Source organism: Paenarthrobacter sp. RAF54_2 (genome assembly GCF_052113945.1).
Classification (GTDB): domain Bacteria; phylum Actinomycetota; class Actinomycetes; order Actinomycetales; family Micrococcaceae; genus Arthrobacter.
This window is the reverse complement of record NZ_JBFRDV010000008.1, coordinates 15,257-37,349: the sequence shown is the minus strand read 5'-3', so window position 1 is coordinate 37,349 and position 22,093 is coordinate 15,257. Positions and strand designations below refer to the sequence as shown.

General features: G+C 61.9%; 22 protein-coding genes. 3 read left to right on the top strand and 19 right to left on the bottom strand.

Features of this window, described 5'->3' with window-relative positions:
• Nucleotides 1-3: 3 nt before the first annotated feature.
• From AB4Y87_RS09810 to AB4Y87_RS09800, 3 genes are all read right to left on the bottom strand, one after another.
• Nucleotides 4-570, bottom strand: a complete 567-nt coding sequence (locus AB4Y87_RS09810; RefSeq protein WP_442004156.1) for a signal peptidase I — start codon at nucleotides 568-570, stop codon at nucleotides 4-6.
• Between the two features lie 48 nt (nucleotides 571-618).
• Entirely contained in the window at nucleotides 619-1,347 is a 729-nt protein-coding gene (locus AB4Y87_RS09805) for a SipW-dependent-type signal peptide-containing protein (RefSeq protein WP_442004155.1), read from the bottom strand.
• A gap of 170 nt (nucleotides 1,348-1,517) precedes the next feature.
• Nucleotides 1,518-1,856, bottom strand: coding sequence for a hypothetical protein (locus tag AB4Y87_RS09800; protein WP_442004154.1), 339 nt, complete (start codon nucleotides 1,854-1,856; stop codon nucleotides 1,518-1,520).
• A 269-nt stretch (nucleotides 1,857-2,125) separates the two neighbouring features.
• Between AB4Y87_RS09800 and AB4Y87_RS09795 the strand changes: the two genes are divergently transcribed.
• Nucleotides 2,126-2,758 carry a uracil-DNA glycosylase gene (locus tag AB4Y87_RS09795; protein ID WP_431117920.1) on the top strand — a complete coding sequence of 211 codons (633 nt, stop codon included), beginning with the start codon at nucleotides 2,126-2,128 and terminating at the stop codon, nucleotides 2,756-2,758.
• Nucleotides 2,759-2,853: 95 nt separating this feature from the next.
• Here AB4Y87_RS09795 and AB4Y87_RS09790 read toward each other — a convergent pair whose 3' ends face one another.
• From AB4Y87_RS09790 to AB4Y87_RS09755, 8 genes are all read right to left on the bottom strand, one after another.
• Nucleotides 2,854-3,276: a DUF3151 domain-containing protein gene (locus AB4Y87_RS09790; protein ID WP_223935654.1), complete on the bottom strand. Its 423-nt coding sequence runs from the start codon at nucleotides 3,274-3,276 to the stop codon at nucleotides 2,854-2,856.
• On the bottom strand, nucleotides 3,276-4,295 hold the full coding sequence (fbaA, locus tag AB4Y87_RS09785; RefSeq protein WP_431117919.1) for a class II fructose-bisphosphate aldolase: 1,020 nt from the start codon (nucleotides 4,293-4,295) through the stop codon (nucleotides 3,276-3,278). The genes AB4Y87_RS09790 and fbaA overlap by 1 nt, the downstream gene beginning before the upstream one ends.
• A gap of 188 nt (nucleotides 4,296-4,483) precedes the next feature.
• Entirely contained in the window at nucleotides 4,484-5,416 is a 933-nt protein-coding gene (locus AB4Y87_RS09780; RefSeq protein ID WP_442004153.1) for a hypothetical protein, read from the bottom strand.
• Between the two features lie 143 nt (nucleotides 5,417-5,559).
• Nucleotides 5,560-6,267 carry a TrmH family RNA methyltransferase gene (locus tag AB4Y87_RS09775; RefSeq protein ID WP_442004152.1) on the bottom strand — a complete coding sequence of 236 codons (708 nt, stop codon included), beginning with the start codon at nucleotides 6,265-6,267 and terminating at the stop codon, nucleotides 5,560-5,562.
• Nucleotides 6,268-6,313: 46 nt separating this feature from the next.
• A complete protein-coding gene (locus AB4Y87_RS09770) occupies nucleotides 6,314-7,549 on the bottom strand; it encodes a hypothetical protein (protein WP_442004151.1) in 1,236 nt (411 codons plus the stop codon).
• Between the two features lie 257 nt (nucleotides 7,550-7,806).
• Nucleotides 7,807-10,026: an FtsX-like permease family protein gene (locus AB4Y87_RS09765; protein ID WP_442004150.1), complete on the bottom strand. Its 2,220-nt coding sequence runs from the start codon at nucleotides 10,024-10,026 to the stop codon at nucleotides 7,807-7,809.
• Nucleotides 10,023-10,727 (bottom strand): ABC transporter ATP-binding protein, encoded by a 705-nt coding sequence (locus tag AB4Y87_RS09760; RefSeq protein WP_442004149.1) that lies wholly within the window; start codon nucleotides 10,725-10,727, stop codon nucleotides 10,023-10,025. The genes AB4Y87_RS09765 and AB4Y87_RS09760 overlap by 4 nt, the downstream gene beginning before the upstream one ends.
• A complete protein-coding gene (locus tag AB4Y87_RS09755; RefSeq protein WP_442004148.1) occupies nucleotides 10,724-11,251 on the bottom strand; it encodes a PadR family transcriptional regulator in 528 nt (175 codons plus the stop codon). The genes AB4Y87_RS09760 and AB4Y87_RS09755 overlap by 4 nt, the downstream gene beginning before the upstream one ends.
• A 116-nt stretch (nucleotides 11,252-11,367) precedes the next feature.
• On the opposite strand from AB4Y87_RS09755, the gene AB4Y87_RS09750 reads away from it, so the two are divergent.
• Together AB4Y87_RS09750 and AB4Y87_RS09745 are read left to right on the top strand one after the other, a co-directional pair.
• Entirely contained in the window at nucleotides 11,368-12,198 is an 831-nt protein-coding gene (locus AB4Y87_RS09750; RefSeq protein WP_223935648.1) for an HAD-IIA family hydrolase, read from the top strand.
• A gap of 17 nt (nucleotides 12,199-12,215) precedes the next feature.
• Nucleotides 12,216-12,947, top strand: a complete 732-nt coding sequence (locus AB4Y87_RS09745) for a tyrosine-protein phosphatase (protein WP_442004147.1) — start codon at nucleotides 12,216-12,218, stop codon at nucleotides 12,945-12,947.
• A 40-nt stretch (nucleotides 12,948-12,987) separates the two neighbouring features.
• Here the strand turns inward: AB4Y87_RS09745 and AB4Y87_RS09740 are convergent, their stop codons facing one another.
• The 8 genes from AB4Y87_RS09740 to manD form a co-directional block, all read right to left on the bottom strand.
• Nucleotides 12,988-14,124 (bottom strand): alpha/beta fold hydrolase, encoded by a 1,137-nt coding sequence (locus tag AB4Y87_RS09740; protein WP_442004146.1) that lies wholly within the window; start codon nucleotides 14,122-14,124, stop codon nucleotides 12,988-12,990.
• A gap of 60 nt (nucleotides 14,125-14,184) precedes the next feature.
• Nucleotides 14,185-14,769: an orotate phosphoribosyltransferase gene (gene pyrE / locus AB4Y87_RS09735; protein ID WP_216922127.1), complete on the bottom strand. Its 585-nt coding sequence runs from the start codon at nucleotides 14,767-14,769 to the stop codon at nucleotides 14,185-14,187.
• A 5-nt stretch (nucleotides 14,770-14,774) separates the two neighbouring features.
• Nucleotides 14,775-15,800 carry a LacI family DNA-binding transcriptional regulator gene (locus AB4Y87_RS09730; protein ID WP_442004145.1) on the bottom strand — a complete coding sequence of 342 codons (1,026 nt, stop codon included), beginning with the start codon at nucleotides 15,798-15,800 and terminating at the stop codon, nucleotides 14,775-14,777.
• A 157-nt stretch (nucleotides 15,801-15,957) separates the two neighbouring features.
• Complete coding sequence (gene mmsB / locus AB4Y87_RS09725; protein ID WP_442004144.1) at nucleotides 15,958-17,241, bottom strand: multiple monosaccharide ABC transporter permease; 1,284 nt, start codon at nucleotides 17,239-17,241, stop codon at nucleotides 15,958-15,960.
• 5 nt (nucleotides 17,242-17,246) lie between these two features.
• Nucleotides 17,247-18,776: a multiple monosaccharide ABC transporter ATP-binding protein gene (gene mmsA, locus AB4Y87_RS09720; RefSeq protein ID WP_442004143.1), complete on the bottom strand. Its 1,530-nt coding sequence runs from the start codon at nucleotides 18,774-18,776 to the stop codon at nucleotides 17,247-17,249.
• Nucleotides 18,777-18,890: 114 nt separating this feature from the next.
• Nucleotides 18,891-20,015, bottom strand: coding sequence for a multiple monosaccharide ABC transporter substrate-binding protein (gene chvE, locus AB4Y87_RS09715; RefSeq protein ID WP_431117898.1), 1,125 nt, complete (start codon nucleotides 20,013-20,015; stop codon nucleotides 18,891-18,893).
• A 321-nt stretch (nucleotides 20,016-20,336) separates the two neighbouring features.
• Nucleotides 20,337-20,867 carry a gluconokinase gene (locus AB4Y87_RS09710; RefSeq protein ID WP_442004142.1) on the bottom strand — a complete coding sequence of 177 codons (531 nt, stop codon included), beginning with the start codon at nucleotides 20,865-20,867 and terminating at the stop codon, nucleotides 20,337-20,339.
• Nucleotides 20,857-22,086, bottom strand: coding sequence for a D-mannonate dehydratase ManD (gene manD / locus AB4Y87_RS09705; RefSeq protein WP_442004141.1), 1,230 nt, complete (start codon nucleotides 22,084-22,086; stop codon nucleotides 20,857-20,859). The genes AB4Y87_RS09710 and manD overlap by 11 nt, the downstream gene beginning before the upstream one ends.
• Nucleotides 22,087-22,093: the final 7 nt, after the last annotated feature.

Below are 22,093 nucleotides of genomic sequence, written 5' to 3'. Positions count from 1 at the left end.
ATTTCACCTCCCTGTTGAGACCACACCTTTGTGACGTGCCGCCCGTTTGGGCCAGTACGCCCACACTACGAGCATGGCCACCGCGACTGAGGCGGCGCCAATGAAACCCGGGCCCCTCATAGCCATCACCCACGAACCCACCGCAGGGACCGTTGCAAGTACTTTTTTGGCGGTTTCCACCTGGTACGGCAGAGGATCCTCCGAACTGTTGGCATCACCCTTCAGGCGCAAGGAAGCCCCGGAACCGGCCGGTTCCACCGACACCACGCGGTGGGTGACCAGGACCCCGGATTCTGAACGCTTGACCGATACGACGTCGCCCGGGATCAATTCCGCCGCTGGCACCTGGACTGTGAGGGACAAGGCTCCCACCGGATAGATGGGCTCCATGGATCCGGTCCTGAACACCACGAAAGATGCTTTGTAGGCGAAGCCCAGGAGCAGCGCCACAATGCACACTAACCCGAGCACGGCCACCAATGTCAGGGCAATCTCACGGGAGAGGTTGAGGATGCGGGACAAGACGGCCCAGAAGCCCGTCCCTCCTAAGGCAGGGGCCGAAGGGGGCAATGGGGACGAGCTCCTGGTCCGGGTCAATGGCTCTGTCACAGAACCGTATTACGAGCTGACGATGCTGGTGAACCTCCACAGCGGAACCGTCTGCTTACCCTGCAAGGTCACGTCGGTCACGGCGGACGGGAGGGTGATGGCGAAGCAAATGTTCACTGCCATGCCGGCCGTTGCAGCATCGGCGCCCTTCGGCAGGGAAATGGGGGTGTTGGAGTTGGTTGTCAACGGGACACCTGCCGCAGCGGAACCAACGATGTCCGTGCCGCCGGTCAGGGTGCCTGCCGCACAGTTCGCCGGAGTCACACCCTGGACAGCGCGGTACGTCAGGGCGTTGTAGAGGGCCAGGGAATTGGTGGTGGTGTCAGCCGCGGGGGCTGTCCCGCCGAGCTTGACTGCCTCCGCCAAAGTGGCCGTGAGGGCTTCGGAACCCGCTGCTGCCCGCAGCTGCATGGGCGCATAGGCCGTATCTCCGGGCTTCAGCGCGGCCGAGATGGCGCCGAAGGTGAGTGCGCCATCGGTGGTCGAGCTCGGCACCGTGGGAATGTTCGGCTTGTCGCTCCACGCATCGGCGCCCGTGCCGTTGGTGTTGCTGAACGTGTTCTGCTCCATGTGGTAGGTCAGCGTGCCCGGGCCTTTGTCCCCACCGGAGTTACCGAAAACCCACTCGTTGTCCGTCCAGGCGGCCAGCGTGAACGCGGCACCTACGCCCAGGACAAGCCCGCCCGCAAGAAGCGCGCGAACCTTCGTTGCTTTATTCGTTGACGTCTTTGCGACCATTGTCTAACCCCCACGGTTGATGATGCTGAGCTGGTGGGGAGGCCGAACGGTTTCCCCCGAAACCAGTGGTTTCACCGTCATTATCCGGGGAAGGAAAAGCGCCCTCCGGCGGAGGTGCACTTTAGGGTTAACGGCAGCTCTCGACGTCGGCGCGGAGGACGTTGGGCGCCTTACCCGCCGGCCACGAATCGAAGGGCCGCTTCGGCGAACGCGGGCCACTGGGAGCGCGAACTGAAAGGCACTTCCACCCAGTCCTTGAACGGTCGCTTCATGCCGGACGGATCAAAAAGCACGGCCCCGGGAAGGGCCAGGGCACGCGCATGTTCGGGAGTCTCCTTGCCAAGTTTGAACACCACTTTGTCCCCGTTCAAACAGGCCAGCGCCTTCTTGTCCAGCATGAGCGAGCTGGCGCCGAACATTTTCCCTGTGACCACTCCTGCGGATGCGAGCTCCGAACCCAGCTCCTGGAAAGCAGTAACGGCGGCAGCGGGCGATTCTTGTTTCTCCATACCGGGCATCTTGCCGGAAATGACGCACCGGCGTCGAGGGCTGCGCCGCAGAGGTGAGGCCGGAGTTGCGCGGTCCGTCGAGATTCCAGACACGTTTCCGGGGCAACACGCCGCGTCTCATTTGGGGGCGCGCCGAAACAGGGTGCTGCAGCGCCCATAGTCCGGTAAGGTTAGTTAGCCCCCAACAGCACCCTTTGAGGTTCGGCAGCGGCATGCCCGCGGCCCCTTGGAAAGGTGCGCGCAGTAACACCTAGGAGACCAAACCCCTGATGCAAGAACTGGCGACTGAATCACCCGAAGAAATCCTCTGGAACCGCCGCTACGAACCGCACATCGCCGAGGTCAACGAGCTGTGCGACTCCATCAAGGAGCAGAAGCCGGGCAGCGAGGTCCTCTACATCGACCCCGCCCACAGCATGGATGACTGCCGCATCGTCAGCCTTTTCTCCAATCAGCGCACCAACTCCGGCGAAGGATTCATCAACCCGGGTGACGAAGAAGCAGCCACCCGCATGCTCGGCATGCAGTGGCAGCTGGGTCTCCGCCCGGAGCTCATGATGCCGTGGAACGCGTACCCGTGGATCGAGCCCAACGAGGAACCGGGCAAGCTGACGCCAGCCAACATCACCGAAGGCCTGAAGCCGCTCCTGCGCTTGCTCGCGATCCTGCCGCGCACGTCCGCCCTCGTGGCACACGGCAATGAGGCACACCGCCTCGCCGACCAATTGATGAAGGCCGCCCCTGCCAGCATCGCCCGCCGCGGCTTCAAGACCTTCAAAGTCCGCTCCCTTGGTGGCCGCTCCTTCGCAGGCACACCCGCGCGCCAGCAGGAATACCTGGACGCCATCCACGGCGCCTATGCCGAGGCAATGGCGCGCACGGGCATCCCGCGCAAGGCTTAGTCTCCCCCTTCGTTGCAGTCCGCAACGAGCTAACGACGGCGGCCCCCACCTTTTGGTGAGGGCCGCCGTCGTCGTTTGCTTTAGCGGCGCAGACCTTAGCTGGCCTCGATCGCTGCCTTGGCCTTGGGGTCTGAGTCGTTCAGGAACTTCTCGATCCGCTCGGGCTCTTCGGGCTCGCCGATTGCTGCGGCGGCACGACCCAGTGCGTAGAGTGCGCGCAGGAAGCCCTGGTTGGGCTCGTGCTCCCACGGGATCGGTCCCACACCGCGCCAGCCGTTGCGGCGCAGCGAGTCCAGTCCCCGGTGATAGCCCACGCGGGCGTAAGCGTAAGAGTCGATGGTGCGGCCCTCAGCCCAGGCTTCCTCGGCAAGGATTGCCCACAGAAGTGACGACGTGGGGTTTTTCTCCACAAGGTCCAGCGCTTCCTTGCCGAGAGCCAGGTGCTGGTAGACCTCGGTTTCGGCGGGCAGGAGCGTGGGCTCCGGCCCCATCAGGTTCTTCCGGAATTCGTCGGACATTAGAAAGTCTTGCCGACCGATCCGAGCTGCTGTGCGGCTTCGACGATGCGCGCGGCCATGCCGGCTTCGGCGGAAGCGCCCCAGACGCGGGGGTCATAGGTCTTCTTGTTGCCCATTTCACCGTCGACCTTCAGGACGCCGTCGTAGTTGGAGAACATGTGGCCGGCAACCGGGCGGGTGAACGCGTACTGGGTGTCGGTGTCGATGTTCATCTTGATGACACCGTAGGAAACGGCGTCAGCGATTTCCTGCTCGCTGGAGCCCGAACCGCCGTGGAACACGAGGTCGAACGGGTTGTCCTTGCCGATCTTGGCGCCAACCTCGGACTGGATCTGCTTGAGCAGTTCCGGGCGGAGCTTGACGTTGCCCGGCTTGTACACGCCGTGCACGTTGCCGAAGGTCAGGGCGGTGAGGTAGCGGCCGTTTTCGCCGGCACCCAGGGCCTCGATGGTAGCGAGAGCGTCTTCGGTGGTGGTGTAGAGCTTCTCGTTGATTTCGTTCTCAACGCCGTCTTCTTCGCCACCGACGGTGCCGATTTCGACCTCGAGGATGATCTTCGCTGCAGCTGCGCGCTCAAGCAGTTCGCGGCCGATGCGCAGGTTCTCAGAGAGGGTCTCGTGCGAGCCGTCCCACATGTGCGAGTTGAAGATGGGGTCCTTGCCGGCCTTGACGGCTTCCTCGGAAGCAGAAAGAAGCGGAAGAACGAAGTCTGCAAGCTTGTCCTGCGGGCAGTGGTCCGTGTGCAGGGCGATGTTGACGTTGTAGTTCTTGGCAACTTCGCGGGCGAACGCGGCGAAACCGAGGGAACCGGCAACCATGTCTTTGACCGAAGCGCCGGACCAGTAGGCTGCGCCACCGGTGGAAACCTGGATGATGCCGTCGGATTCGGCCTCGGCGAAACCGCGGATCGCAGCGTTCAGAGTCTGCGACGACGTCACGTTGACCGCGGGGAAAGCGAATCCGCCAGCCTTTGCGCGGTCGATCATCTCGGAGTAAATCTCTGGGGTTGCAATGGGCATGGTGACTCCTATGCTGAATTCGTCTGTGGGTTGGTAACCCTGGAGTAGACCGCTTACGGCTAGCTCCCATCCTAGCGATATCCGCCGGGACGCCGTGTTTCGGGTCACTGGAGCTCTTAACACTTCCGCTTCGATGGCGCGAGATGACATTTAATGATGGTCCTGAGCCCCGGGATTGCGATTAACTGTCATTTCGGTGACCAGCCTCGGCTGAGGAGGGCCCGGCGCACCTTATGAACGACGGCGGGTCTGTCGCCTTCAAGGTCCCGCTTGGAGATCCGGACCTCCAGCCAGCCATGGGCCAGGGAACGTTCCTGGCGTTCAATGTCCCGCAGATGCTGCTCGGACCCACCATGGTGCTGGCCGTCGTATTGGAGCGAGATCTTGAATTCGCGGTACGCTCCGTCCGGCCACAGCACCGCTTGGCCGATGTGATTGCGCACCACAAGGTTCAACTCGGGCTCGGGGAYGTTCGCGTCGATCAGAGCCAACCGCATCATGGTTTCCGGAGCAGAATCAGCCCCCACGCGGATGAGTTCCAAAGCTGCCCGCGCCGTTCGCACTCCCCGCATGCCAGGGTGGCGACGCACGGTCTCCGCTAGTTCATCTGTGCTGCATACGGCGGTCTTCGGGACAGGGAACTCCGGACCGTGGGAGCACACAAGGTGATCGCCGGCGGCAACGAGGTCTTCCACGGTTATGAGTGGGGCCAAGTCCAGCCAGGTCCGGTCAGGCGAGGTAAGTCTGACGCCGTCGTGCTCAACCGTCTCCTCGGCCTGAAGGGTGAGGAGGTGGCCCACCACGTTGACCCTTCGGGGAAAGCTGAATCCCCGGCGTCGTGCGAGATGGATGCGCCAATCCCCGCTGACGTTGGCGGGCAGCGGCATACCCCAGATCCTTGCCGCACTCAGGGAAGCCAGCACTGAGTTGTCATCGAGGTCCGTGTAGGCGCGCAAAGCCGAAGCTCCGGAAGCATCGGACCCGGCGGGCACACGGATTCCCCGGGAAACCAGCACCAAGTCCTTGGCATGGGTCCGGGACCGCGATACGCCCGCCTTGTCCGATGCGCGCACAGAGAATGAACCGGTTGTGAGATGCTCCGGTAGTTCTTTTCTGCGCATGCCCCATTCTGGCTTCTCCACTGAGCACCCGGCTGGGTTATCCACAGCCATAGCCGCCTACCTCTCGCCGTGATGGCACTTAATGACAATCCCGGGCCCTGGGATTGTCATTATGTGTCAACTCGGCGGAAAGGGAAGTGGGGCTAACGCACAGGCTGCTGGAACACGTGCCGGCGAACCCACGCGTGCATCGCGATCGCGGCAGCCGAGGCAGCATTCATGGAACGCGTGGAGCCGAACTGCTCAATGGACAACGTAGCAACAGCGGCTTCGTGCACCTCGGGCGTCAGGCCGGGGCCTTCCTGCCCGAAGACCAGGACGCACTTTTCCGGGAGGTCGTAGGTCTCCAGCGGCACGGAATCAGGGAAGATATCGATGCCGATCACGGCTAGCCCCTCCCCCTCCGCCCATTGGACGAATTCCTCAACAGTAGGGTGGTGGCGGACGTGCTGATAGCGGTCGGTGACCATCGCCCCGCGACGGTTCCACCGCCGTCGACCAATGATGTGGACCTCTTTGGCGAGAAAGGCATTCGCGGTACGCACAACCGTGCCGATGTTGAGGTCGTGCTGCCAGTTCTCGATCGCGATATGGAATTCGTGCCGCTTGGAATCCAGGTCCTCGACGATCGCCTCGTGCTTCCAATACCTGTACTGGTCCACCACATTGCGGCGGTCGCCGTCCCTCAGCAGGTCCGGGTCCCAGTGCTCGCCTACCGGCCATTCGCCTTCCCAAGGCCCGACCCCGACCTCCGGCTTCGCTTCAGTCCAGCCTTCTGCCGCCGTTCCGTCAGCGTCTGCTGCGGTGTGGGCAGAGGTGGGCAGGGCTGTGTTGGGGGGAAGGTCAGTCACCCCTCAACTTTAGCCCTGCCCGGTCTTTGCCTCTTTGCCCGAGCGCCTAGACCATCTTCCACTTGTTGATGCGGTACGAGTTGGCCAGCTGCTCCATCAGGCCGGGGTGGGCATCCCAGTAGGTCTTGTGCCCGCTAACGCCCAGCATCTGCGGAGTTCCCCACGGCGTAACCGAGAACAGGTTGACTGCCTGGATTTCTTCGCCGCGCGCGTTGGTGCAGGTGAAGCCAATGACCACTGCTGCGCCACGGCGGAATTCGCGGATCTCGGGCATCGAGGTCTTGAAGTCCGAGGTGCACTTGTGGCCCACCAGGTTCTGGGGCAGTTCCGTGGCGGTCATGCCCTTGTACCGGGCCTCGATATCTTCGATCGCGGCCTTGATCTCTTTCGGATCCTTGCCGAACTTGCCTTCGTCGGACTCGGCGAAGAATGCATAAGCGAGGGCAATGCCGTCGCCATCCGCCTCCACCGTGCCTTGGGCCTTCTTCTGGATTTCTTCACCGGTGGTGGGGTCCTTGGTGATCCCGAAAGATTCGTCATGCGTCCACTCGGCCAGGTACTGGAAGGAAGATTCGCCCGTTACCCACTTGCTGAACAGCGGATCGCCGTCGGCCGGAACATTCGTCGGGCCGGCAAATTCTTCCCACACGCTGGGCAGCGGGATAGCACCCTCCGGAATCTCCGAGGAAGCGGTTGCCTCGCCAGACGGCTCTGCGGACGGTTCGGACGCTGCGTCGGAGGCTTCGTCCGAGGCACTGGCCGAAGACACCGGACTCTCTACGGCCACGGGTTTGGTCACCGAAGGAATCAACCATGCGAACACGACTACCAGCGCAATGATCACGACGACGGCGACCCCTCCGAGGATCAGGAACAGCGCCTTTTTGTTGTGGTCGCCCGGGCCCTGGCTGGGTCCGCCGGGCTGGCCGGGGTAGCCGGGCTGACCGGGGTAACCGCTGCCCGGCGGGGTGAACCCGGGCTGACCCGGCTGACTTTCCGGGTATCGGTGGACGGTTTCCGCGAACTCACCGTCAGGGTGACCGTGCTGGGTCGGGAATTGTTGCGTGGGGAAAATCTGGGTCACAGCCGGCTGTGTGGGGAGAGCCTGAGTTTGGCCCTCCTGCCCCTGCGCTTCCGGCTGGTACTGCGCTTCCGGCTGATACATCGGCTGGGTCTGGCCCGGCTGATACTGCCGATACTGCTCCTGGCCGGTGTCGTAGCGCGGCTGCGGCAGGCAGTCGGGATTGTACGGAGGCTGCGGCACTCCATTGTTGTTGCTCATGACAGGCCCTTTCAAACGTGTTGAGTACCGGCGTATCTGGGGATATCCGGTTGTCGATCCAGTACTGGGGACCTGCTGAAGTGCGGCGACACAAAAAATCCACCATGTCGATCCCCCGACCCACGGTGGTGGCACGCCTGCGCCGGGACAAGCGTAGTCGAGGCTGAGCCGCCCAACGCAAGTCAAAGCCGAGTATCCACATGGGCAGAACTACCCACATAGGCACACCACGGGATGTCACCCTTCGAACCGCAGTTTCATTCGAAGCGGGTAGCCGTCACAGAAGTACTTCGCCGGATCAGGCCAAAGGTGGCGATGACGGCGCTGAGCGCCAGGACCAGGCTCAGCGCCAAGGCGATGAAATATCCGGGCTCCGGCCACGAGAGTTGGTATGCGTCGTTGATTGCGGTGACCATGAGCCAGGCCGTGAGGAACCCGAGGCCGATGGAAAGCAGCAGCACGCTCAGGAGGGGAACTGCAGCCTCCCGGGCAATGATTCGACGCAGAATTGATGCTGGCATCCCCATAAGGCGCATAAGCCCAAGAACCCTTTGCCGGTCCAGGATGGCCGAGGCCGTCCCCACAGCGAGGGAAAGCCCGGCGATGGCGACGGCAACGAACATTCCGAGGTACGCAAGCACGGCAAGGCCCTGGATCAGGCGTTTGGATGATTGCAAGTGAAAGTCAGAGGGGGAGGACGCAGGGGTGGCCGTGACGCCCGAGCGGCTCAACGCAGTCCGGGCGCGGTCCATGGCCTCAGGAGTGCCGTCGGTGTCCACGACTATGACAACCGGAACAAGACCCGCCAGAGTCCCGTYGGGGGACGGTGTCAAGGCCAGAGGCTGAGCCGTCCAGAAGTAGAGGAAGGCGCTGTCCACTGCGACAGTTTCTGCTGCCGGAATGTCCTCGAACCCCAAGGCCCGAGCTTCTGAGGCCCGGAAGTAGAGCTCGGGTCCGGCGCCCCGGTCCGAAAGCACAGCCGAGCCATAGCCAATGGTGGCACTGAGAATTCCGGGCAATTCCTTCGCAGCTAAAGCCGCTTTCCCTACCCGGACCTGTGTTTCTCCAGACCCCACAGTTGCGTGGAGGCTGGTGGGCTGCATCAACCCGGGGCGCGGCTGTGGACTCTCGGTGGATTCCAGGATGCTGGATGCGCCGGCGAAAACCGAGACAACAAACACTGCAATCACAAGCCCCGATACGGACCGGAAAGTAGCCGCCGGAGTCTTTTGAATACGGCTTGCGGCAACGATTGCGGCCGCGCTTCGTGCCTGTCGCTGGCCCATCCGGCTCACCATTCGAGTCAGCCACGGGCCGATCACAACGATGCCTGCAAGAACCATCATGAATCCGACCACCAAGAGCGGGGACTCAAGCCATGGCAGCCGGAAATTCAGAACACGGATGAGAACAACCGCCAAAGTCATGAAGGCGAGCCCCATAACCAGCGGCACTGTTCGCCAAATTGTTGGCTTCTTCTCGTGAACCACCCTCGTCACCCCTAGAGGCCCAACGTCTGCGCGTGCGGTCCGAATGGCGGCGATAAGTGCAGACGCCACCACGACTACAGCCACCACCGCAACATTGGCGGCCCATCCGGTGTGCAGATCAGCGGCAAACATTCTGGTGCCGTTGATCGGTATCTGGGCAGTGGCAGGCGTCAACATCACCGCCATGGCGAGGCCTATCGCGGCACCGATCAGGCTGGGGATGGCAATTTCGACGGCGGCAATCCGGGAGACTGTGCCGGGTGAGGCCCCAATGAGTCGCAGGGTCGCAAACCGTTCCCGTCGCTGCGCTGCTCCTAAATCTGTGACGATGCTGATCAACAGCAACACGGGAAAGAACACTGCTATCGCTCCGACAAGGAGCACGGTGGTGTAGGAGGCGGCGCTGCCTCCGTACGGGTTGCTGGTGAAGTCCGAAACCAACGAGGTGTTTCCGCTCTTTCGGAGCTCTGCCTCAGAGGCCCCAGTGATGGCAACCATGGAATCGGGCCCGGGCAGCGCCGCATCGCTGATCACGCCGGCAAACTCCCCAAACCGGTCTCCGAGCTGATCCCGGGGCGTCGATTCGATCAGGCGTTGTAGCGCCGGCGAGGCGTAGTAGCTCCCGGATTCCGGCGGGCTACCAATTCCCGGGATGTTCACGGTCGCAGACGGAAGCGCAGCGAAATCGCGGCGCTCAATGAGTTGATCCCGGAAAATCTCCAGCCCGTTGCTCCTCATGAGCACCGTTTCCGGAGTCAAGGGGATGGGAGCGGCAAGGCCCGAAGCATCTACCGAATCTGATACGGACGGATGCCCCGTTTCGCGCAGCCAGGCGCCACGGTCGTCCCGGGCTTGCAATCCGTTGGCGCCACCCCAGAGCAACGACAAAAGACAGACCCCGACGGCGACTCCTCCAGCGATTCCAGTCAACCTGCCATAGGCGGAGCGGCTGCCGGCCACAGCCAGGCGGAAAAGTCCCCAGTTCACGTGGACACCCGGTATCCGGCGCCCAGAGCACCATCGCGCACAATGACTTCCCGATCTGCATAGGCAGCGGTTCGGGCATCGTGGGTGATCATCACCACGGTCGTGTCGGCTTCGCGGACAAGATCGAGCATCAAGGTCAGTACGTTTTCCGAGGCGAGGGAGTCCAACGAGCCAGTGGGTTCATCTGCGAACAACACCGCAGGGGACGTCACCAAGGCACGGCCAACAGCGACACGTTGGGCTTGGCCACCAGACAATTCGCCAGGCAGCTTTTCGCCCAGTCCGTCCAAGCCAAGACGTTGCAGCATGTCTCTGGATCGCTCCAGCGCTTCAGGTCGTTTGATCCCCTTAAGCAGCAACGGGATGCTGACGTTATCGACCGCGCTGAGTTCCGGCAGCAACTGCCCGAATTGAAAGACGAATCCAAAGTCCGTCAGCCGCAGCCGGGCCCGCTTGGTCTCCTTGAGTTCGTTGAGTTGCAAGGGCACTTCGTCAACGGGGTTGTACGTCACCGTCCCGCGGTCGGGCACGAGGACCCCGGCCAGGCAGTGCAGCAGCGTGGACTTCCCGGAACCTGATGGACCCATGACGGCCAATACTTCCCCGGCATGGACATCCAGGTCTATTCCGCGGAGCGCCTCCGTCGGGCCAAAGGAGTGGTGCAACCCGCGGGCACTGAGGATGGGTGTCTGGATGCTCATGCGCTCTGAAGCTCCTTTTTGAGTTGGGACAGGCGGGCGGCCGTGAGGTCGATCCATCTCAAGTCCGCTTCGATGTGGAACAGACCGTGGTCACACATCAGTACCTGCAGCAGGCCTGCTTCCTTCTTCGCGCGCGTCAGTTCCCGCATCCGGGCCATGTGCTGGCTGCGCTGCACGTCAAGCAACCGCTCGGCATCGTCATCCAGCAGCAGTGCGATGACGGTTTTCGCAAAGAGGTTGCTCTGCAGGGATTCCGAGGGAATGTCGGGAGTGAAGAGCCAATCGCGCACCGTGGCCTCTCCGGCGTCGGTAATCGCATACTTTTTTCGATCAGGACCTCCCCCGGTCTCTTCGCCCAAAGCCCGGATCAACTCATCACGGACCATGCGCGCCAGCGTGGAATACACCTGTCCATAGGCCAGCGCCTTGCCTGCTCCGAAGTATCGGTCGTAAGAGTGCTTGAGGTCGTAGCCGTAGCTGGGCTCGCGATTCAAAAGGCCCAGAAGGGTGAGTGAGTTGTTCACAGCTCCATCTATACACTTAGTTTATAGTTAACGCCATCGAGACCACGGGATGTCTCCAGCTGCGAATAATGAAAGACTGGGAGGCAGTGCATGACCAATCCCAGCCGGAGGCAAATATGGCAGAAGAATCCACGCCCCACACGTCCGCATCGGTTTACCGGAACGGCCACGAAATCGAATGCTGGCTCACGGACATGGACGGCGTGCTGGTTCATGAAAACCAGGCGATCCCCGGTGCAGCCGAGCTCATCCAGCGCTGGGTGGATACGTCCAAGCGCTTCCTTGTCCTGACCAACAATTCCATCTTCACCCCGCGCGACCTCGCCGCCCGCCTCCGGGCCTCCGGTCTTGAAGTTCCGGAAGAGAACATCTGGACGTCCGCGCTGGCCACAGCCCAGTTCCTCAAGGACCAGGTCCAATCCTCTGATTCCGGCAACCGCGCCTACACCATCGGCGAGGCCGGCCTCACCACTGCATTGCACGAAGCCGGCTTCATCCTCACGGACACGGAACCAGACTTCGTGGTGCTCGGCGAGACCCGCACTTACTCTTTCGAAGCGATCACCATGGCCGTTCGCCACATCCTTGCCGGCGCCCGTTTCATCGCAACAAACCCTGATGCCACTGGCCCTTCCAAGGACGGCCCCATGCCGGCAACGGGCGCAATCGCGGCAATGATCACCAAGGCCACTGGCCGCGAGCCGTACATCGTGGGCAAGCCGAACCCCATGATGTTCCGCTCGGCCATGAATCAGATCGACGCCCACTCGGAGACCACTGCCATGATCGGCGACCGCATGGACACCGACATCGTGGCAGGTATGGAAGCCGGCCTTCACACGGTTCTGGTGCTCAGCGGCATCACCCAGCGCGAGGAAATCGTGTCCTTCCCGTTCCGCCCCAACCAGATCCTGAGCTCCGTGGCCGACCTCAAGAGCCAGATCTAAGCCAAAGGAGTCCCGTCATGGCTGTGCTCAACCTCCGTCCTCTGGCCGGTGGCCGGATACTGAGGGGGAGCCAGCCGTTTGGTCTGGATGCTGCCGCGACATCGGGGTTCCTGGCGGAGCATGGCATCCAGGCCATCATGGACCTGCGCAACGAGCTCGAGCGGTCTTTGGTTCCGTGGCTGGTTCCGGGCGGCCCCTCTCCTTCGAACAAGCCCGACGGCGGTGGCGGGAGTACCGCCGTCGTCGGACCCGCCGTCGAGCTCATCCATAATCCGTTGGATCCCAACACGGTGGCTGGGTCGCTGCAGGCAGTGGAGACTCCGGAGGATCTGGGAGATCTGTATCTGGGCTGGATCCGCGTCCGGCCCGATTGGGTTGCCGATGCCCTGCGTCCTGTCGCGGAAGGCAAACGCACACTGGTTCATTGTTCGCTGGGCAAGGACCGGACTGGAGTGGTGTCGGCGATCGCGCTCATGGCCGCGGGTGAATCGGACGAGGCCGTGGTGAAGGACTACACGGCCACCACGCGCAACCTTCCGAACCTGCTTCAGGTCATGGCCGAGACATGGCGGCTCCACGTCCCGTCCACTCCCGCGCAGTATTTCAGCCCTGACCTCATGATCCTGCAGAGCCCTGAAGCCGCGATCCGGCATTTCCTGGTGGGCTTCGCGCGGGAATTCGGGGATGCTCGCAGCTTCCTGCGCGAGGCCGGCCTAACCGCCGTCGAGGTTGAAGCGCTGCGGGGCTGAACCGTTGCGGGGTGATGGAGCGGAAGCCCAGCAACAAAACCTACGCCGGCCGGATAACCCGTCCATTCGGCTCCTGGTACGACGGCTCCTCGGGTGCAGGCGGCAGCGGTTCCAGCTCATTCTGGACGCGCTCCAACAGGGGCCGATAAATGTCGGCACTCCACTGCGGGCTGGCATGGGCGGGCCGGGCACCCTCCGTACTCAGCACCGGGAGCTTCATGTTCGCCGCGAAGACCTTGCTCCACGCCGCCCGAGCAGACTCGTAGTTGACGGTCTTGTCCTCGGAGTTGCCCAGGAACGCCATTTTGGCCGAGCCGATTTTGCCGGCGAGACGCAGGCCATCGAAGTGGTAAATGTATGCAGACTCCGTCTGGATCAGCACGCTGGAGGGGGCAATCGGCGAGAGCTGCTCCAGGCTTTGGTCCAGGATTTGCCGCCAGGTGCGTTCGTCCTTGTGCGCCACCCGCTCCCCCAGTTCATAGCCGCCACGCAGGACTGAAGGGATGCGGAAGCCGTTCTCATAAAGGAACACCACGCCGTCGAACCAGCTCTGATCCAGCACATCAGCGCGGCTGAAGGGACTGGAATCCAGGACGATCAGCTGGGTCTCCACACCATGCAGCTCCAGCAGACGGGCGGCAACTTGCGTGGCGAGCATCCCACCGAAGCTGTGGCCGTAGAAATACAGCTTCTCCAGCCCCAGTTCGCGCACATGCAGAACGAGTTCGCGGACCACCTCATCAACATCCAGGCCAAGGTTGGAATACCCGACGGCGGCAAGGCGGCCGCGCTGGTGCAGGGCAGGGCGCAGTGAGTTCAGGATCCACTGTGCCTCTTCCCAACTGGTTTTATACCCGGGAAACAGGATCCAGCTGGCCTTCGGAAAGTAGAGATCCGAGTACGAGTCCGGGACGCGCAGGATCTTGGTGGCCCGCCGTTCCGCCTGCACGCGCCGGGTAAACAGCATGTCTCCGGCCAGTGCCACGGAAACCCCTGCGGTGATAAGGAAGTCGCGGCGCGATATCCGCTTTATCCGGGAAACCTGGGGCAGGATCCGTGCCCAGTCAGCCGGACCGGCAGCATCCCCTGCTCCTGATCCGGGCATGGCAGAGCCCCGGCCCGGGAGGTTTTCGTTCACCTCCGGCGGAGCCTGGAGCTTCCCTACTTGAACGTCCACGCAGCTAGCATAGGCTTCGCGGGCACTGCCTTACAGCCCCGTAGTTTGCCTGCAAACTCCCTAGTTGAGGCCCAGCTCATCCTTGCCGAAGGCAAAGAGGTAGGGCACGCCGGTTTCGGCTTCGATCTTCTCTTTCGCGCCGGTGTCGCGGTCCACGATGACGGCGACGGCAACCACATTGCCGCCGGCCTTACGGACACCCTCGACGGCGGTCAGTGCGGACCCGCCGGTGGTGGACGTGTCCTCGAGGACAACCACATTGCGGCCCTCAACCGAGGGACCTTCCACCTGGCGGCCCATGCCGTACGACTTCTGGGCCTTGCGGACGACGAAGGCGTCCACGGCGCGCCCGGCGTCAGCAGCGGCGTGCATGACAGCGGTACCTACGGGGTCGGCACCCATGGTGAGTCCGCCAGCGCACTCAACCGGGATCCCGGCGTCGTCGATCATTGCCAACATAACCTGACCCACCAGCTTGGAGGCCTCGTGATGCAGGGTGATGCGGCGGAGGTCAATGTAGTAGTCAGCTTCCTTGCCGCTGGAGAGGATCACCTTTCCGCGGACCACCGCCAACTCTTTAATGAGTTCAAGAAGGCGGGCACGGGCAGTTGCAGTGTCTGCTGCGGGGGTACTGGTGGAAGTCATGGCTTCTAGTTTAGTGGGGACGGAGCCGGGCGAAGCGCAGGTGCCGCGGTGGTGGAACGGACAACCAACTTGGGATTGACGATCTGTTCCTCACTGCCTGGCTCGTTTTCCAACTGATGGAGTACCGCGGACATGCAACGGCGGCCGAGTTCTTCAAAGTCCTGTTTGATGGTGGTCAGTGGCGGCAGGAAGAACGCAGCTTCAGGCTGATCGTCGTATCCCACCACGCTGATGTCTTCCGGAACTCGCAACCCAGCTTCCTGCAGGGCGCGAAGGACTCCCACCGCCATTTGGTCGTTCGCGACGAAGACGGCGGTGACAGTGGGCTGATCGTCTGGTTTGCGCTGTTCAATGAGCGCCAGGCCTGCTTCGTATCCCGAGGCGGCGTCCCATCCCCCTTGGAGGAGAACGTCGGCCTCCAAGCCGGCGTTGCCGAGTGCCTCCTGCCATCCCGTGATGCGCTCAGCCGCGTCGATCCAGTGGGGCGGACCGGAAATGTGTCCGATGTGGCGGTGTCCGAGCCCGATGAGATGTTCCACGGCCAACCGCGCTCCCAGACGCTGGTTCAGTGAAGCACCCGTCAGCTGGTTCCCGGTTCCGGCGCCCACGGCCACCATGGGAAACGGGACGGCGACGTCACGGAGGGCGGCCAGGACATCCGGATGCGGTACCAGAATAACTACCCCCTCCACAGCCTGGTTGCGAAAATGCGTGATGGCGTCGTTGATGCTGTCGCCGGTCACTTCGCGGAGGTTGGCGATGCTGACGAAATAGCCTGCTTCCCGGCCCGCCTGCTCCACGCCCAGCAAGGTATTTGCCGGTCCGTACTGGCCGGTTTCGCAGGCCAGCACACCTATGGTCCGGGAGCGCCGCGTCACCAGGCTGCGGGCTGCGGTGTTACGCCGGTAGCCAAGGCTGGCGATGGCCGATTCCACGCGTTCCCTGGTCTTCCCGCTGACGTTGGGGTGGTTGTTCAAGACACGGGAAACGGTCTGGTGCGAGACCCCGGCCAACTTGGCTACATCCCCCATAACGGGTGGCCTGCTTGATGGTGCACCGGGAGACATCGCACCTCACTTTATGGATTCGTATGGCGGGCTTGGGCAGGATTGGCCTGCATCCGGCTCTTCACACCGAGCAGGTCAGCTCAGCTGGGAGCAGGATGCAGGCCAATCCCAAGGCTTTTTGCTACTTGGCGTCTACCCGCACAGGTTCAGTCTTGGCAGCTGGCGCAGATTCGGTTGCCGGAGGCGTTGTCTTCCACTTGAAGCGGCGGCTGATTGAGGACCCTCCACCAGCACCGGTCCGGTTCTTGTTGAAGATGTCGAAGCCGACTGCAAGGAGCAGAACCAGGCCCTTGATGAGCTGCTGGTAGTCGGTTCCCAAGCCAAGGATGGACATACCGTTGTTCAGGACACCCATGATGAGGCCACCGATCATTGCTCCCGCAACGGTACCGATACCACCTTGGACGGCCGCGCCACCGATGAATGCGGCAGCAATGGAGTCCAGTTCAAAGCCGGTACCGCCAGCAGGCTGGGCGGAGTTCAGTCGTGCCGTGAACACAAGGCCGGCCAACGCGGCGAGGACGCCCATGTTGACGAACAGCCGGAAAGTCACCTTCTTGGTCTTGATGCCGGAAAGCTCTGCTGCATGCAGGTTGCCACCAATGGCGTAGGTGTGGCGCCCGAAGATGCTGTTGTTCATCAATGCCGAGTACAGGATCACGAGGACTGCCAGGACGATCAGCACAATCGGGGTTCCTCGGTAGCTGGCCAGCAGGAACGTGATGATGAGCATCAGTACGGCAATGAAGCCGTTCTTGACGGCAAACCATGCCATCGGCTCATTCTCAAGGTTGAACTTGCGGCGAACCCGGCGTTCCTTGATGGCCTGGAAGAGGATGGCTGCGGTGCCGCCAACGCCCAGGATGACCGTCAACCATTCAAGTACGGATGTGCCGCCGGAGATATCGGGGAGGAAGCCTCCACCGAGGGCCCGCAACTCGTTGGGGAACGGGGTGATCTGCTGGTTCTTAAGGGTGATGAGCGTAAGGCCGCGGAAGATGAGCATGCCGGCCAGGGTGACGATGAAGGCGGGAATGCCCACATAGGCAATCCAGTAACCCTGCCAGGCACCCACCAAGGCACCTACCAGGAGGCAAGCCGGGATGGCGAGCCACCATGCCCAGCCCCAGTGGACGATCATCACACCGGCAACAGCACCGATGAACCCGGCGATGGATCCGACGGAGAGGTCGATGTGCCCGGCGATGATGACCATCACCATGCCTATGGCGAGGATCAGGATGTAACTGTTCTGCACCACCAGGTTGCTGACGTTCTGCGGTTCGAGCAGGATGCCGTTGGTCAGGACCTGGAAGAGGATAACGATCAGGATCAGGGCGACGAAGATGCCAACCTGGCGGAGGCGGCTTGTGAGAAAGCCAAGGGATTCTCGTAGGGCGGACATGTTGGCTATTCCTTCTCTTGAGTCATGAAGTGCATGAGGGTTTCCTGGGTGGCCTCGGCGATGGGAACCTCGCCGGTGATGTGCCCTGCGGACAGCGTGTAGATCCTGTCGCAAATGCCCAGGAGCTCCGGAAGCTCCGAGGAGATCACGATCACGGCTTTCCCGGCGGCCGCGAGTTCATTGATGATCGTGTAGATCTCGAACTTTGCGCCGACGTCGATACCGCGGGTTGGTTCGTCCAGGATCAGCACGTCCGGATCCGAGAACATCCACTTGCTCAGCACCACTTTCTGCTGATTACCGCCGGAAAGCTTGCCGGTGATGGCTGCAACGGACGGCGCCTTGATGTTCATGCTCTTCCGGTAGTGGTTGGCAACGGTGGTTTCTTTGTTGCCATCAACCCATCCGCGTTTGGCCAGCTTGTTCAGCGCTGCCATGGAGATGTTCCGTTTGATGTCCTCGATCAGGTTCAGGCCATAATGCTTGCGGTCCTCGGTGGCGTAGGCAATGCCGTGATCGATCGCGTCCGAAACGGTGGAAGTGTTGATCTCTTCGCCGTACTTGTAGACCTTGCCCGAAACGGCGCGTCCGTAGGTCCGGCCGAAGACGCTCATGGCCAACTCGGTGCGGCCCGCGCCCATAAGGCCCGCCAAGCCCACTACTTCGCCCTTGCGGACATTCATGTTGGCATTGTGCACCACGGTGCGGCTGTGGTCCTGGGGATGCTGAACGGTCCAGTCTTCAATGCGGAGGACTTCCTCGCCGATGTTCGGAGTCCGGTCCGGATAGAGGCTTTCAAGGTCACGTCCCACCATTCCGCGGATGATGCGTTCCTGGGTGATCTGGCCCTGGTCCAGCCGCAGGGTCTCGATGGACTTGCCATCGCGGATGATGGTGACGGCATCGGCCACCTTGCGGATCTCGTTGAGTTTGTGGCTGATGATGATGCTGGTGACGCCCTGGCCCTTGAGGTGCAGGATGAGGTCCAGCAGGTGGTCCGAGTCTTCATCGTTCAGCGCAGCAGTTGGCTCGTCCAGGATGAGGAGCTTCACCTCTTTGGAGAGCGCCTTGGCAATCTCCACCAGCTGCTGCTTGCCAACACTGATGTGCTGGATGGGTGTGACGGGGTTTTCGCTCAGACCTACGCGGGCAAGCAGCTTGGCGGCTTCGAGGTTGGTTTTTCGCCAATCCACCCAGCCGTTGTTTGCCAGTTCGTTGCCGAGGTAAATGTTCTCGGCGATGGAAAGGTACGGGCTAAGCGCCAGCTCCTGGTGGATGATCACGATCCCGCGCTTCTCGCTGTCCGAGATGCTGTTGAATTCGCAGGGTTCGTTCTCAAAAAGGATGTCGCCGTCAAAGGAGTTGTGCGGGTACACCCCGGACAACACCTTCATCAGGGTGGATTTCCCGGCGCCGTTCTCTCCACAGATGGCGTGGACTTCGCCGCGGTTTACATCCAGGGTGACGTCCTGAAGGGCCTKGACCCCGGGGAAGGTCTTGGTTATTCCTCGCATTTGAAGAATGGGTACGTTCATCGTCAATTCCCACTGACTGGTTGGAAACTTTGCTTGGCCGGGGATTCGGCCGGCTCATGGTGGGTTGTGGCCCCGCCCCGCTTCAGAAGCGGGACCACAACCCGAAGGAAATGCTTACTTGACGTCGGATTCCTTGTAGTAGCCCGAGTCGATGAGTTCCTTCTTGTAGTTGTCCTTGGTGATGATGACGGACTTCAGGAGGAAGGCCGGAACAACCTTGACCTTGTTGTTGTAGGTCTTGGTGTCGTTGGTTTCCGGTTCCGTACCCTTGAGCACGGCGTCAACCATCTTCACGGCCTGCGCGCCGAGCTGGCGGGTGTCCTTGAAGATCGTGGAGTACTGCTCGCCGGCGATGATGGACTTCACGGAGCCCTTTTCGGCGTCCTGGCCGGTAACTACCGGCAGCTTTCCGGTGGAGTAGCCACCGGTGCTGGTCAGGGCCGAGATGATGCCGATGGAAAGGCCGTCATACGGGGAGAGCACGCCGTCCAGCTTGGTGCCGGAGCTGTAAGCCGAGGTCAGGATGTCTTCCATGCGCTTCTGGGCAACGGGTGCCTGCCAGCGCAGGATCGCTGCCTGCTCGAACTTGGTCTGGCCACTGGGAACCTTCAGGGTGCCTGCATCCAGGTACGGCTTGAGGGTGTCCATGGCGCCAGTCCAGAAGAAGTTGGCGTTGTTGTCATCCGGGCTTCCGGCGAAGAGCTCCACGTTGAACGGGCCCTTGCCATCAACCTTCTTGCCACTTGCGTCCACGAGGCCAAGGCCGGTGAGCAGTGACGTAGCTTGCTGGACACCCACGGTGTAGTTGTCGAAGGTGGTGTAGTAATCAACGTTGGGGGTTCCGTTGATGAGGCGGTCGTAGGCGATGACCTTGACGTTCTGTTCCTTGGCCTTGGCCAGGACGTCGGTCAGCGTGGTGCCGTCAATTGCTGCGATGATCAGGGCCTTGGCGCCCTTGGTCAGCATGTTCTCAATCTGGGAAACCTGCGTAGGGATGTCATCGTTGGCGAACTGAAGGTCAGTCTTGTAGCCAAGGTCCTTCAAGGACTTCTCAACGTTGGCGCCATCGGCAATCCACCGCTCGGACGTCTGCGTCGGCATCGAAATRCCGACCAGCGAATCGCTGGGCTTGGCGGTGCTGCTGGATTCTGCAGCTCCTCCGCGGCTACCGCAGCCCGTGGCTCCCACGGTCAAGGTAAGGACAACCGCTACGGCGCCCAGGAGTTTCTTTAATCTCACGATGCTCTCCTTCCGCGGCAGCTTTGCCGCGAACTCTGATGCAGCCGGAGCATCTGCGCGTCCGGCACGGTGAAGCTGGGTTGCCTGTGCGCTGGGGGCGGCACAGGCTACTTCAAGGTGATACGACTGCCATTGTGAACGCTAACAATACCGCCGGTCAAGTGGATTGGATCACAAAATGATTGCAGGTGGGAACCTCGTCCGGAAGTCTTGATTTACAACGTTGTTAGCGTTCACACTTTCCCATTTCATGCATTCTGCACCAATAAGAAGAGCCCGGCACCGCCTTGTGGGCAGTGCCGGACGTTCCAGTGCAACGAGCTAGGACAGTGCTCCTTCGAGTGCTGAGAACGCGTCGTCCACGATCTTCTTCACGGGCTGGTCGATGTCCACTACCAAGCCGGCTTCATCGGATTGCAACGGCTCAAGCGTTGCGAGTTGCGAATCCAGCAAGGACGCCGGCATGAAGTGGCCGGGCCTGGCGTTCATGCGCTCATTCAGCAACTCACGCGTGCCGTGCAGGTGAACGAACACCACTGACGGATCGCCACTGCGGATGATGTCCCTATAAGAACGCTTGAGCGCGCTGCACGCTATGACAAGAGCAGAGTTCGACGCCGTGAATCGCCTGCCGATTTCGGCCAACCAGGGTGCGCGGTCCTCGTCATTGAGAGGAGTACCCGAGGCCATCTTGTCGATGTTCCGCTGAGGGTGCAGCGAATCGCCGTCGAGGAATTCGGCTCCGAGCCGCTCAGCGACGGCTGCGCCGACAGTGCTTTTGCCGCAACCGGCCACGCCCATCACCACAATGTGCGGATGGGCGTTGGCCGCAAAACCGGAATCACCAGTCATGGACGRTGCCGTCCACAAGACGGTTGTACGGCAGGTAAGCCTGCTGGTACGGGAAGGCAGCGGCTGCTTCCTCGTTGAACTCCACGCCGATACCGGGCTCGTCCCCCGGGTGCAGGTAGCCGTCCTTGAACGTCATGGACTGCTGGAAGACCTCGTTGGTCTTGTCCGAGTGCTGCATGTATTCCTGGATGCCGTAGTTGTGGATGGCCAGGCCAACGTGCAACTGGGCGGCGAAGCCCACCGGGGAGATGTCCGTGGGCCCGTGGAAGCCTGACTTGATCTGGTACTGAGCGGCGAAGTCCATGACCTTCTTCAAAGGCGAGATCCCACCGAAGTGCGTGGAGGCCGCGCGGACGTAGTCGATCAATTGTTCCTTGATGAGGGTCTGGTAGTCCCACACCGTGTTGAAGATTTCGCCGATGGCCAGCGGCGTAGTGGTGTGCTGGCGGACCAGGCGCAGGCCCTCCTGGTTCTCGGCCGGAGTGCAGTCCTCCAACCAGAACAAGTCGTACGGCTCCAGCGCCTTGCCAAGCTTCGCCGCCTGGATCGGAGTCATCCGGTGGTGGCCATCGTGAAGCAGCGGGATCTCCGGGCCGAACTCATTCCGGACCGCCTCAAACACGGTAGGCAGGTGCCGCAGGTAGGCACGGGTGTCCCAGTCCTCTTCCAACGGGAAGTTACCCCGGCCGGCAGGCTCATAGTCGTAGCGTTCGCCAGATGCCTGGGCCTGGGCGGCAACTCCATAGACGGCCTTGATGCCTGGGACCGCGGTCTGGATCCGGATGGACTTGTAACCCAGCTCCAGGTGCTCACGCACTGAGTCGAACAGCGAGGGAATGTCCGAACCCGAGGCATGCCCATAGGCACGCAGCCCGTTCCGGGATGCACCACCGAGCAGCTGATAGACGGGCATGCCGGCCACCTTGCCTTTGATGTCCCACAGCGCCATGTCCACGGCGGCAATCGCGGCCATGGTCACGGGCCCACGGCGCCAGTAGGAGCTGCGGTACAGGAACTGCCACGTGTCTTCGATCCGGTGCGGATCCTTCCCGATCAGCAGCTGCGCCACGTGCTCCTTAAGGTACGCGGCGACGGCGAGTTCCCGGCCGTTGAGCGTCGCGTCACCAATGCCCGTTACACCGTCCTCCGTAGTGATGCGCAGGGTGACGAAGTTCCGGGAGGGGCTGGTCACGAAGACTTCAGCGGCAATGATTTTCACAGCTTTT